Here is a 12,777-nt window from a genome sequence, read left to right on the forward strand (position 1 = left end):
CTGCTTGTGGATAAGGTTCTGAACTTCAAACAAGGCCGCGTTCCGCTACTGATCAGCATGCCCCATGCCGGTCTGCGCCTGACGCCTGCGGTCGAAGCGGGGTTGATCCCCGAGGCGCAAAGCCTGCCGGATACCGATTGGCACATTCCTGCGCTGTATGACTTCGCCGAAGAGCTGGGCGCCAGCACCCTGGCCGCCGAATACTCGCGGTTTGTCATCGACCTGAACCGGCCATCCGACGACAAGCCGCTGTACGCCGGCGCGACCACCGGGCTGTACCCGGCAACGCTGTTCGACGGCGTGCCGTTGTTCCGCGAAGGGCTGGAGCCGTCCCCGGAGGAACGCGTCAGCTACCTCCAGAAAATCTGGGGGCCGTACCACCGTGCCCTGCAAGAAGAACTGGCGCGCCTCAAGGCCGAGTTCGGCTATGCCTTGCTGTTCGATGCGCACTCGATCCGCTCGGTGATCCCGCACCTGTTCGACGGCAAGCTGCCGGACTTCAACCTTGGCACTTTCAATGGCGCCGCGTGTGATCCCGAATTGGCCAGCCAATTGGAAGCCATTTGCGCCGCGCACCCGCAGTACTCCCATGTACTGAACGGGCGCTTCAAGGGCGGCCACATCACCCGGCATTACGGCGATCCGGCTCAGGATGTCCACGCGGTGCAGTTGGAGTTGTGCCAGAGCACTTATATGGAAGAGGTTGAACCGTTTCGGTATCGCCCTGATTTGGCCGAACCGACGCGGGTGGTGTTGAAGCAATTGCTGGAGGGGGTATTGGCCTGGGGGCAAGCGCGCTATCGGTGAATTGGGGTGCTGCTGGAATAGCTATCGGTGGCAAGCCCCCCTCCCACCTTTTGATTGGCGAACCCAGTCAAATGTGGGAGGGGACTTGCCCCCGATGGCGGTCTCACCGTCGCCCCAGTGCAACTGCCGGTCGCCACAGTTCGTGTTGAATGCATGCTCACTGCGTAAGGTTGTTTAATAAAAACAGCCGAGTGAGTGCTCACCCATGAAAAAACTGTTGTTGCCCCTCACCTGTGTCGCACTGCTCAGTGCACACGCCATGGCCGCCGAACCGACCTCCTGCAAAAGCATCCGCATGGGCGTGGTCAGTTGGACCGACGTGATCGCCACCTCGGGCATGGCCGACGTGCTGCTCAATGGCCTGGGCTACGACAGCAAGCAGACCAGCGCGGTGCAGCAGATCATCTTCGCCGGCATCCGCGACAAGCGCCTGGACATCTTCCTCGGCTACTGGAAACCCGCGATGGACAACAACATTGCGCCGTTCCTGGCGGCCAGGCAGGTCAAGGTCTTCGACACCCCGAGCCTCGCCGACGCCCAGGCCACCCTGGCCGTGCCGCAGTACGTAGCCGACGCAGGCTTGAAGACCTTTGCCGACATCGCCCGCTTCAAGGACAAACTGGGCGGCAAGATCTATGGCATCGAGCCGGGCAGCGGCGCGAATACCGATATCCAGAAAATGATCGACACCAATCGTTTCGGCCTGGGCGGCTTCAAGCTGGTGGCCTCGGGTGAGGCGGGCATGCTGGCCGCCGTGCAGCGCGCGGTGAATCGCAAGGAGTTCGTGGTGTTCGTCGGTTGGACCCCGCACCCGATGAACATCAACATGAAAATGGCCTACCTCACCGGCAGCGAAGACGTGTTCGGCCCCGACGAAGGCCGTGCCACCGTGTCCACCGTCACCGCGCCGGACTTTGCCGAGCGTTGCCCCAACGCCAACCGCCTGTTGGAGAACCTTACCTTCACCGCCGCCCAGGAAAGCCAACTGATGGTGCCGATCATGGAACGCCAGTCGCCGCAGGACGTGGCCAGACAATGGCTGCGCGACCATCCCGAGGATTTGCAGCGCTGGCTGGCCGGGGTAAAGGCGTTTGATGGCGGCGATGGTGTGGCGGCGGTGCAGGCGAGCCTTAAATGAATCCATACCCGATTTCGCCTGAACTGGCAGCGTTCGTAGCGAGGACCGAGTCTTTCACCAGCGACGACACGTCGCTGGCTGGGTTGCGCAACGGCTATGACCGCATGTGCCTGGCGTTTACCCCGCCGGTGCCCGAGGGGCTGACGATTGCGGATTTTTCCCTGGCTGGCGTGAGTGTGCGCAGCTATTTGCCCACTGCCCCCACGCCCCTGGATGGCTGGCCGTGCCTCCTTTATATGCACGGTGGTGGTTGGGTGGTCGGTGGGCTGGATTCCCACGATTTCATCTGTTTCGAACTGGCCAGTACCTTGCAGGTGCTGGTGATCGCCATCGATTACCGGCTGGCGCCGGAGCATCCGTTCCCCGCTGCCTATCAGGATTGCCGCGTCGTGTGGCAGGCGATCCAGGCGGGGCAGGGGCCGCATGCCATCAACCGGCAACGTCTGGTGGTGATCGGCGACAGCGCGGGCGGCAACCTGGCCGCGGCGTTGTGCCTGGGGTTGCGCGACGACCGGCAGCCACTGCCGCTGGCCCAGGTGCTGATTTACCCGGGGCTGGGCGGCCCGCCTGACTTGCCGTCGAGACGCGACTGCGCGGATGCCCCCTTGCTCAGCAGCGCCGACACCGACTGTTACCTGGCGCTGTACCTGCAGGGCAGCGGCAAGCCCATAGCCTATGCCATGCCGCTGCTGGCCAATGACTTCAGCGGTTTGCCCAGGGCGCTCATCGCCGTGGCCCAGTTCGACCCGCTGCGCGATGACGGCATGCTTTACGCCGAGCGTCTGCAAGCAGCGGGTGTGAGCACCGTGCTGTATCCGGGCAAAGGCCTGGTGCACGGCTGCCTGAGGGCGCGGCGGCACGTGCCGGAGGTGGATCGGCTCTACGATTTCCTGCTGGATTACCTGGGGAGCGAAGGGCTGACACAGGTCTAAGCGCTCTAGGACATGCTCATTGCACAATTCGGGTTTATAGTGCCAGACGGCAAAATAAAAGACGTCCCCCCAGGGATGAACCCGACCCCCTACGGAGCGCGCAATGCAGACTTGGTACCCGCAGATCAAACCCTACGCCCGGCACGATCTGGCAGTCGATGACACCCACACCCTGTACGTCGATGAAAGTGGCTCCCCCGAAGGCTTGCCCGTCGTATTCATCCATGGTGGCCCTGGTTCCGGTTGCGATGCCCAGAGCCGCTGCTATTTCGACCCGAACCTGTACCGCATCGTCACCTTCGACCAGCGTGGTTGCGGGCGCTCCACTCCCCGCGCCAGCCTGGAAAACAACACCACCTGGGACCTGGTCGCCGACCTTGAGCGCATCCGCGAGCACCTGGGCATCGACAAATGGGTGCTGTTCGGCGGTTCCTGGGGCTCGACCCTGTCCCTCGCCTACGCGCAAACCCACCCGGAACGCGTGCATGGCCTGATCGTGCGCGGCATTTTCCTGGCTCGGCCGCAGGACATCCATTGGTTCTACCAAGAGGGCGCGAGCCGCCTGTTCCCGGATTACTGGCAGGACTACCTTGCGCCGATCCCGGCGGAAGAGCGCCACGACATGATTGCGGCCTACCACAAGCGTCTTACCGGCAACGACCAGATCGCCCAGATGCACGCGGCCAAGGCCTGGTCCGGCTGGGAAGGGCGCATGCTGGGCCTGTGCCCGAGCCCGGCACATGTGGAGCGCTTTTCCGAACCGCAACGCGCGCTGTCCATTGCGCGAATCGAGTGCCACTACTTCACCAACAACTCGTTCCTTGAGCCCAACCAGTTGATCCGCGATATGCACAAGATCGCCCATCTGCCTGGCGTAATCATTCACGGGCGCTACGATATGATCTGCCCATTGGATAACGCCTGGGAGTTGCACCAGGCGTGGCCCAACAGTGAGCTGCAGGTGATCCGCGAAGCTGGCCATGCGGCGTCCGAACCCGGCATCACCGATGCCTTGGTGCGTGCGACCAGCCAAATGGCACGTCGCTTGCTCGATCTGCCGCCTGAAGAAGCATGAAGGGCCTGTTGCAACGGGTGAGAGGCGCCCGGGTGGAGGTCGCGGGCGAAATCGTCGGCGCCATCGACCAGGGGTTGCTGGTGCTGGTGGCCGTCGAGCCTACGGATACGCCGCAGAGTGCCGATAAACTGCTGCACAAGCTGCTGAACTACCGGGTGTTCAGCGATGACCAAGACAAGATGAACCTGTCGTTGAAGGATATCGACGGCGGTTTGTTGCTGGTGTCGCAGTTCACCCTGGCGGCGGATACCAAGAGCGGGCTGCGGCCGAGCTTCTCCACAGCGGCCCCGCCGGCCCTGGGAGCGGCGCTTTTTGATCACTTGCTGTTACAAGCGCAACAATTGCATGGCAGGGTGGCCTCGGGGCGTTTTGGCGCCGATATGCAGGTGCATTTGGTCAATGATGGCCCTGTGACCTTCCTCTTGCAGGCGTGAATGTATTAAAAACGACTTTTAATGCCTAAAAACGCAGGGTTTCGCTACAAATACTTCGTTGTCCCTGATGCGTTGTCTCGCGGGCTACTAGATAATCGCGCGCTACGGGGATCAGCGTTGTTTGGTCCATTTTTGACTTAGGTAGAGACTTGTCCGACAACCAATGGGGAATCATTTTGCCCCCGGGGAGTCGGAACAATGCTCGCCAACCTGGCATATAGATAGCTGGCCGTTGGTTTTTTGATCTGTTTTCGGCGAGGGTTGCTCGTGATTGTTAGTCCCTGTAATGCACCAAAATTGTCTGCCAAACGGTTACGAAACGCACTGGTGACGGGCTCCGCCCTGTTTTGCCTGTTCGGCGCGGGTCAACTGTGGGCATTCAGTCTGGATGATGTGTCGGCCAAGGCAAAAGAGCTGGCCGGACAGAAATACGAAGCTCCGCGCAGCAATCTGCCGAATGAATTCCGCGAAATGAAATTCGCGGACTACCAGAAGATTCGTTTCCGCAACGAAAAAGCCGAGTGGGCTGATCAGAACACCCCGTTCAAGCTGTCCTTCTATCACCAGGGTATGCATTTCGATACACCGGTGAAAATCAACGAAGTCACCGCCGACAGCGTCCAGGAAATCAAGTACGACCCGACGCGCTTCGATTTCGGCGACGTGAAGTTTGATCCCAAGGCCACCGAACAGCTGGGTTATGCCGGCTTCCGTGTGCTGTACCCGATCAACAAGGCCGACAAGCAAGACGAAATCATGACCATGCTGGGCGCGAGCTACTTCCGCGTGGTCGGCAAGGGCCAGGCCTATGGCTTGTCCGCCCGTGGCATGGCGATCGACACGGCATTGCCGTCCGGCGAAGAGTTCCCGCGCTTCACCGAGTTCTGGATCGAACGTCCAAAACCGGGTGAAAAACAACTGGTGATCTTTGCCCTGTTGGACTCCCCACGGGCTACCGGTGCTTACCGTCTGATCCTGCGTCCGGGCACCGACACCATTGTCGATGTGAAATCCCAGATGTTCCTGCGCGACAAGGTCAGCAAGCTGGGCGTTGCCCCGTTGACCAGCATGTACCTGTTCGGTGCGAACCAGCCGTCCAAGGTGCTCAACTACCGTCGTGAGCTGCACGATTCCAGCGGCCTGTCGATCCATGCCGGCAACGGCGAGTGGATCTGGCGCCCACTGAACAACCCTAAACACCTGTCGGTCAGCAACTTCACCGTCGAGAACCCGAGAGGTTTCGGCCTGCTGCAACGCGGTCGCGACTTCAGCCACTACGAAGACCTGGACGACAACTACGACAAGCGCCCAAGCGCCTGGATCGAGCCTGAAGGCGATTGGGGCAAAGGCACTGTCAACCTGGTAGAGATCCCGACGGCCGATGAAACCAACGACAACATCGTTGCGTTCTGGAGCCCGGAAAAACTGCCGGAAGTGGGCCAGCCGCTGGACGTTTCGTACCGCCTGCACTGGACCATGGACGAAAAAGCCCTGCACCCGGCCGACAGCGCCTGGGTCAAGCAGACCCTGCGTTCCACCGGTGACGTGAAGCAATCGAACCTGATCCGCCAGCCGGATGGCAGCGTGGCCTACCTGGTGGACTTCGAGGGCCCGTCTCTCAAGGCCCTGCCGCCGGATGCCGCAGTGCGTAGCCAGGTGAGCGTCAGCGACAACGCCGAACTGGTTGAAAACAGCGTGCGCTACAACGAGCACACCAAAGGCTGGCGCCTGACCCTGCGCATGAAGATCAAGGACGCAGGCAAGCCGACCGAAATGCGCGCAGCGCTGGTGCAGGACGTTCCGCCTCCGGCCCCTGAGCAGGACACGAGCCACGTGCTCAAGGCCGACAAGGTCCTGGCCAAGCAACACGAGAAGCAGGCCAGGAAAGACGCCAAAGACAAGGAAGCCAAGCAGCCAGAAGCTGCCCCAGCCACGCCGGAGCCGATCAAGACCGAACAAGTCCTGACCGAAACCTGGAGCTATCAGTTGCCTGCCGATGAGTAATTCTCAAATCCAGCCGGAGACTCTGTCCGAGTACCTGGCGCATCTACCGATGACCGCTGAGCAGCGCGCCGAACTGGCGGGCTGCACCTCCTTCAGCGAGTTGCACGAGCGCTTGTCGTCGAAGACCTTCGACGCGCCCATCGACGCCGCCCAGGCGTCGGTGGGCACGCGGTTGACCCTCAGCACCGCCGAAGAGCTGCAGGACGCCGAAATGCTGGCCCTCGATGCCGAAGGCCGCGTGTGCCTCAAGGCCACCCCGCCGATCCGTCGTACTCGCGTGGTCCCGGAGCCGTGGCGTACCAATATCCTGGTGCGTGGCTGGCGCCGTATCACCGGGCGCAGCAACCCGCCGGCCCCGCCGAAGGACGAGCGCGTATTGCCGGCTGCCCGCTGGCGTACCGTCGGTTCGATCCGCCGCTACATCCTGCTGGTGCTGATGATCGGCCAGACCCTCGTGGCCGGCTGGTACATGAAAGGCATCATGCCTTACCAGGGCTGGTCGCTGGTCGACTTCGACGAGATCCGCAACCAGACCCTGCTGCAAACCGCGACCCAGGTACTGCCGTACGCCCTGCAAACCAGCATCCTGATCATGTTCGGCATCTTGTTCTGCTGGGTGTCGGCCGGTTTCTGGACTGCGTTGATGGGCTTCCTGGAATTGCTCACCGGTCATGATAAATACCGCATCTCCGGTAAAAGTGCCGGCGACGAGCCGATCCCGAAAGACGCCCGCACCGCGCTGGTGATGCCGATCTGCAACGAAGACGTGCCCCGGGTGTTTGCAGGCCTGCGCGCCACGTTTGAGTCAGTCGCCGCCACCGGTGACCTGGATCGCTTCGACTTCTTCGTGCTCAGCGACAGTAACGAGGCCGACATCTGCATCGCCGAACAGCAAGCCTGGCTTGACGTGTGCCGCGAAGCTGGTGGTTTCGGCAAGATCTTCTATCGCCGTCGTCGCCGTCGCGTCAAACGTAAAAGCGGCAACCTCGACGACTTCTGCCGTCGCTGGGGCGGTGACTACAAATACATGGTCGTACTCGACGCCGACAGCGTGATGAGCGGCGAATGCCTGACCAGCCTGGTGCGCCTGATGGAAGCCACGCCGGATGCCGGGATTATCCAGACCGCGCCGCGTGCGTCGGGCATGGACACCCTGTATGCGCGCATGCAGCAGTTCGCCACCCGTGTGTACGGCCCGCTGTTCACCGCCGGCCTGCACTTCTGGCAGTTGGGTGAATCCCACTACTGGGGTCACAACGCGATCATCCGCATGAAGCCGTTCATCGAGCACTGCGCCCTGGCGCCATTGCCGGGCAAGGGCGCGTTCGCCGGTTCCATCCTGTCCCACGACTTCGTAGAAGCTGCGCTGATGCGCCGTGCCGGCTGGGGCGTGTGGATTGCCTACGACCTGCCGGGCAGCTATGAAGAACTGCCGCCGAACCTGCTGGATGAACTCAAGCGTGACCGTCGCTGGTGCCACGGTAACCTGATGAACTTCCGCCTGTTCCTCGTCAAAGGCATGCACCCGGTGCACCGTGCCGTGTTCCTGACCGGCGTGATGTCCTACCTGTCGGCGCCGTTGTGGTTCCTGTTCCTGGTGCTGTCCACGGCCCTGCTGGCGGTGAACACATTGATGGAGCCGCAGTACTTCATGGCACCCCGTCAGTTGTACCCGCTGTGGCCGCAATGGCATCCGGACAAGGCGGTAGCGCTGTTCTCCACCACCATCGTGCTGCTGTTCCTGCCCAAACTGCTGAGCATCATCCTGATCTGGGCCAAGGGCGCGAAAGAGTTCGGTGGCAAGTTCAAGGTGACCTTGTCGATGCTGCTGGAGATGCTGTTCTCCATGCTGCTGGCGCCGGTGCGGATGATCTTCCACACCCGCTTCGTGCTCGCCGCATTCCTCGGCTGGGCGGCAACCTGGAACTCGCCGCAACGTGACGACGACTCCACCCCGTGGAGCGAGGCGGTCAAGCGCCACGGTCCGCAAACCGTGCTGGGCTTCCTGTGGGCGCTGCTGGTGGTATGGTTGAACCCGAGCTTCCTGTGGTGGCTGGTGCCGATCGTCGGTTCGCTGATGCTGTCGATCCCGGTGTCGGTGATTTCCAGCCGTGTCGGGCTGGGCCTCAAGTCTCGCGACGAGAGCCTGTTCCTGATCCCTGAGGAATACAACCCGCCGCAAGCCTTGCTGTCCACCGACAAGTACACCCACGAAAACCGCTGGCACGCGCTGAATGACGGCTTTGTGCGCTCGGTGGTCGATCCGCAGCAGAACGCTTTGGCTTGCGCCCTGGCAACCTCGCGTCACGCCCAGGCCGAGCCGATCGAGTACCTGCGTACCGAGCGTGTGCGCCACGCGTTGAAAGTCGGCCCTGCCGGCCTCAACAACGGCGAGCGCCTGGCGTTGCTCAGCGACCCGGTCGCCTTGGCTCGCCTGCACGAGCAGGTCTGGAGCGAAGGTCACGCCGAGTGGCTCGCCGCCTGGCGGAACTCGATCAAGGCAGATCCGCATGCACCGTTGCTGCCGCTGAAACCGCTGTCGTCCCAGGCCCAACCGGCCTGATTCGGATACCCCCGAGGGCTCACCTCGGGGGTGCTTCAAGCGCTGATCCTACAGCGTTTCCCGGTTCTTCCTTCTTTGTGTTAACCCCTTGTTTTTTCGAAACAAAAGACCCTCGTTCGAGGCGTATTGCCGTGCGCGTGGCTGCGTTAGCATCGCCCCCGAATTTGACTTGGTGCGGGGGGATTCATGATCAAACGGTATGGTTCGGCGCTGCTGATCGGCGCTGTCGCTTTCATTCACATGGGCCTGGCCCAGGCCGGTGCAATCGATGACGCCGTTCGGCGCGGCGTGCTGAAAGTCGGCACCACACCCACTTACGTGCCCTTCGAAATGACCGATAAACAGGGGCGCATCGTCGGTTTTGAAATCGACCTGCTCAAGGTCATGAGCCAGTCCCTCGGGGTCGAGCTTGAGCTGGTCGCGGTGCCCTACACCGAACTGGTTACGGGGCTCTTGGCGAAGAAATTCGACCTGATCGGCAGCGGCATGACCGTCACCCAGGAACGTAACCTCAAGTTGAATTTCAGCGATTCGTTCATCGTCGTTGGCCAGTCGGTGTTGTTGCACCCAAGCCTTGCGGGCAAGGTCAACGGTGTCGAAGACCTTGACGACGCCAGCTACCGAATTGCTGCCACCGAAGGCACCACGGGCGAGGCGGCGGCCCGACGGTTTCTGGGGGCGGCTCGGATTCGCAGTTTTGCCACGCCCGAGGAAGGGGTTCGCCAGGTGGTGCAGGGCAAGGCTGACGCCTTTATTCATGACGCCCCCTACAACCTGATCGCCCTGAGCCGCCCGGAAAACCGCACGCTGTTGGCGCTGGAACAACCCTTCACCTTCGAACCCCTGGCGTTCGGCTTGAAAAAGGGTGATTTCGACAGCCTCAACTGGATCAACCATTTCCTCAATCAGGTAGCGCAGGACGGGACCTATGATCGCTTGCACGACAAGTGGTTTAAAGACACCGACTGGCTGGTGGAAATCGACTGAAAGTCATAACTGCTTACATATCAATCCGTTGCCCGGGCTGTCTGCGCGAGTGTCTACCCCTGCGCTTTGCTGCAGTGTTGTGGGGCTTTTCCGACATACGCCGACAACAAATAGCCGTGAAACCTTTGTGACGGCAGACGAGTGGGTTAGGATCGCACCCCGAAATGGTGCAGCCCTTTTGCGCGCCGACCTTATAAGAATGGTTCAGGGGACTTGATGATGAAAAAGTATCTTTCGATGCTGCTGCTCGGCGTCACCGCGCTGGTCGCGGCCAATGCGGCCCAGGCCGGCGCGATCGACGATGCCGTCAAGCGCGGTACGCTGAAGGTCGGCATGGACCCGACCTACATGCCGTTCGAAATGACAGACAAACGCGGCGAAATCATCGGTTTCGAAGTCGACATCCTCAAGGCCATGGCCAAGTCCATGGGCGTCAAGCTGGAGCTGGTCTCCACCGGCTACGACGGCATCATCCCGGCCTTCCTGACCGGCAAGTTCGACATGATCGGCAGCGGCATGACCCTGACCCAGGAACGCAACCTGCGCCTGAACTTCAGCGAACCCTTCATCGTGGTCGGCCAGACCCTGCTGATCCGCAAGGAGCTGGAAGGCACCGTCAAGTCCTACAAAGACCTGAACGACGACAAATACCGCCTCACCTCCAAGCTGGGCACCACCGGCGAAATGGTCGCCAAGAAGCTGATCTCCAAGGCCAAGTACCACGGCTACGACAACGAGCAGGAAGGCGTGCTGGACGTGGTCAACGGCAAGGCCGATGCCTTTGTGTATGACGCGCCGTACAACGTGGTCGCCGAGAAGAAAGTCGGTAACGGCAAGCTGGTGTTCCTGGAAGAACCCTTCACCTTCGAACCGCTGGCGTTTGGTTTGAAGAAGGGCGACTACGACAGCATCAACTTCATCAACAACTTCCTGCACCAGATCCGTAACGACGGCACCTACGATCGCATCCATGACAAGTGGTTCAAGAGCTCCGAGTGGCTCAAGGACATGGAATAACGCTTCAGACCGAGTTGCCTGTATCGCAGGCAAGCCAGCTCCCACATTTGACGGTGTTCACACATCAACATGTGGGAGGGGGCTTGCCCGCGATGGCGGCCTCACAGGCAACACAAATCGCGGAAAGTGAAATGAAACAGAAAAAAGCCCAATGGCCCTGGCACCTGCTGACCGTGGTCGTGCTGGTCGGCCTGGCCGGCGCCTTGTACTACGCCACTTCGCTGATGTCCTACGAGTGGCGTTGGAACCGTGTACCGCAATACTTCGCCTACCAGGCCGAAACGTCCCAGCGCGCCGCTGACATCTCCACCGTGGTCGAGCTGGTACGCAAAGGCGATGTGGCCGAGGTGACCCTGCGCAACGACGCGGGCGCCGAGCAAAAGCTGACCGTGGCCGACAACAGCCTGCAGGTGGCCCGTGGCGACGATGTGGCTGAAGGCGATGTGGTCGGCGTGACCCGGCAGTGGGCGTTGGGCCCGTTGATGTGGGGCTTGTGGACCACGCTGTGGTTGTCGGTGGTGTCCGGCATCCTCGGTTTGGCGATCGGGCTGGCCACCGGTTTGTGTCGCTTGTCCAGCAACCCGACCCTGCGGGATCTGTCGACGATCTACGTCGAACTGGTACGCGGTACGCCGCTGTTGGTGCAGATCTTCATTTTCTATTTCTTTATCGGCACGGTGCTCAACCTGTCCCGGGAGTTTGCCGGCATCGCGGCGCTGTCGTTGTTTACCGGTGCCTACGTGGCGGAAATCGTCCGCGCCGGCGTGCAGTCCATCACCCGTGGCCAGAACGAAGCTGCCCGTTCCCTGGGCCTGAGTGCCAGCCAGTCGATGCGCCACGTGGTGTTGCCGCAGGCGTTCAAGCGTGTGCTGCCGCCGTTGGCCGGGCAATTTATCAGCCTGGTGAAGGACACGTCCCTGGTGTCGGTGATCGCGATTACCGAGCTGCTCAAGAGCGGTCGTGAAGTCATCACCACCTCGTTCTCACCGTTTGAAATCCTGTTCTGTGTTGCAGGCCTGTACCTGCTGATCAACCTGCCGCTGTCGAAAATGGCCAGCCGGCTTGAGCGGAGGCTCGCACAAAGTGATTGAAGTCCGCGATCTGGTAAAAGTCTTCGACACCCGTGGCCACGTGGTCCGCGCGGTGGACCACGTCACCACGCATGTGGCCAAGGGCGAAGTGCTGGTGGTGATCGGCCCCTCCGGCTCCGGCAAGTCCACCTTCCTGCGCTGCCTTAACGGCCTGGAAGAGTTCGATTCCGGCTCAGTGAGCATCGACGGCTTGCAATTGGCTGATCCGAAGACCGATGTGAACGCCTATCGCCGTGAAGTCGGCATGGTGTTCCAGCACTTCAACCTGTTCCCCCACATGACCGTGCTGGAGAACCTGTGCCTGGCGCAAAAAGTCGTGCGCAAGCGCGGCAAGCAGGAGCGCGAGGCCAAGGCCCTGGCGCTGCTGGAAAAGGTCGGCATTGCACAGAAGGCCAATGAGTTTCCGTCACGCCTGTCCGGCGGCCAGCAGCAACGGGTTGCGATTGCCCGGGCCCTGGCGATGGAGCCCAAGGTGATGCTGTTCGACGAACCCACTTCGGCGCTGGATCCGGAAATGGTCGGCGAAGTATTGGACGTGATGAAGACCCTGGCCCTGGAAGGCATGACCATGGTCTGCGTCACCCACGAAATGGGCTTTGCCCGTGAGGTGGCCGATCGCGTGCTGTTCTTCGACCATGGCAAGTTGCTCGAAGATGCCGCCCCGGCCGAGTTCTTCGCTGCACCCAAAGACCCACGGGCCCAGGCGTTCCTGCGCCAGGTTCTGTAAGG

11 protein-coding genes are annotated in these 12,777 nt (G+C 61.3%); all 11 read left to right on the forward strand.

Annotated features, from left to right (window positions below; all coding sequences use genetic code 11):
• Positions 1-6 precede the first annotated feature (6 nt).
• The 11 genes from hutG to BM026_RS10875 all read left to right on the forward strand — a co-directional run bounded on the left by hutG (position 7) and on the right by BM026_RS10875 (position 12,775).
• Complete coding sequence (gene hutG / locus BM026_RS10825) at positions 7-807, forward strand: N-formylglutamate deformylase (RefSeq protein ID WP_093121421.1); 801 nt, start codon at positions 7-9, stop codon at positions 805-807.
• Between the two features lie 205 nt (positions 808-1,012).
• Positions 1,013-1,945, forward strand: a complete 933-nt coding sequence (locus BM026_RS10830) for a choline ABC transporter substrate-binding protein (protein ID WP_093121415.1) — start codon at positions 1,013-1,015, stop codon at positions 1,943-1,945.
• The gene (locus BM026_RS10835) at positions 1,942-2,877 is read left to right on the forward strand and encodes an alpha/beta hydrolase (protein ID WP_093121412.1); all 936 of its coding nucleotides are present in this window, start codon (positions 1,942-1,944) and stop codon (positions 2,875-2,877) included. The genes BM026_RS10830 and BM026_RS10835 overlap by 4 nt, the downstream gene beginning before the upstream one ends.
• A 103-nt stretch (positions 2,878-2,980) precedes the next feature.
• Complete coding sequence (gene pip, locus BM026_RS10840) at positions 2,981-3,952, forward strand: prolyl aminopeptidase (RefSeq protein ID WP_092246333.1); 972 nt, start codon at positions 2,981-2,983, stop codon at positions 3,950-3,952.
• Positions 3,949-4,386, forward strand: coding sequence for a D-aminoacyl-tRNA deacylase (dtd, locus tag BM026_RS10845; protein WP_093121409.1), 438 nt, complete (start codon positions 3,949-3,951; stop codon positions 4,384-4,386). Before pip ends, dtd begins: the two co-directional genes overlap by 4 nt.
• Before the next feature lie 267 nt (positions 4,387-4,653).
• Entirely contained in the window at positions 4,654-6,390 is a 1,737-nt protein-coding gene (locus BM026_RS10850; RefSeq protein ID WP_071492534.1) for a glucan biosynthesis protein G, read from the forward strand.
• Positions 6,383-8,953 (forward strand): glucans biosynthesis glucosyltransferase MdoH, encoded by a 2,571-nt coding sequence (mdoH, locus tag BM026_RS10855; protein WP_093121404.1) that lies wholly within the window; start codon positions 6,383-6,385, stop codon positions 8,951-8,953. The genes BM026_RS10850 and mdoH overlap by 8 nt, the downstream gene beginning before the upstream one ends.
• Positions 8,954-9,139: 186 nt before the next feature.
• Positions 9,140-9,940, forward strand: coding sequence for a transporter substrate-binding domain-containing protein (locus BM026_RS10860; RefSeq protein ID WP_093528488.1), 801 nt, complete (start codon positions 9,140-9,142; stop codon positions 9,938-9,940).
• Between the two features lie 219 nt (positions 9,941-10,159).
• Complete coding sequence (locus BM026_RS10865) at positions 10,160-10,957, forward strand: transporter substrate-binding domain-containing protein (RefSeq protein ID WP_093528491.1); 798 nt, start codon at positions 10,160-10,162, stop codon at positions 10,955-10,957.
• A gap of 131 nt (positions 10,958-11,088) precedes the next feature.
• Positions 11,089-12,048: an amino acid ABC transporter permease gene (locus tag BM026_RS10870; RefSeq protein ID WP_071492396.1), complete on the forward strand. Its 960-nt coding sequence runs from the start codon at positions 11,089-11,091 to the stop codon at positions 12,046-12,048.
• Positions 12,041-12,775, forward strand: a complete 735-nt coding sequence (locus BM026_RS10875) for an amino acid ABC transporter ATP-binding protein (RefSeq protein WP_093528494.1) — start codon at positions 12,041-12,043, stop codon at positions 12,773-12,775. Before BM026_RS10870 ends, BM026_RS10875 begins: the two co-directional genes overlap by 8 nt.
• Positions 12,776-12,777: the final 2 nt, after the last annotated feature.

Origin of the sequence: Pseudomonas sp. NFPP24 (assembly GCF_900112095.1) — a bacterium.
GTDB lineage: Bacteria > Pseudomonadota > Gammaproteobacteria > Pseudomonadales > Pseudomonadaceae > Aquipseudomonas > Aquipseudomonas extremorientalis.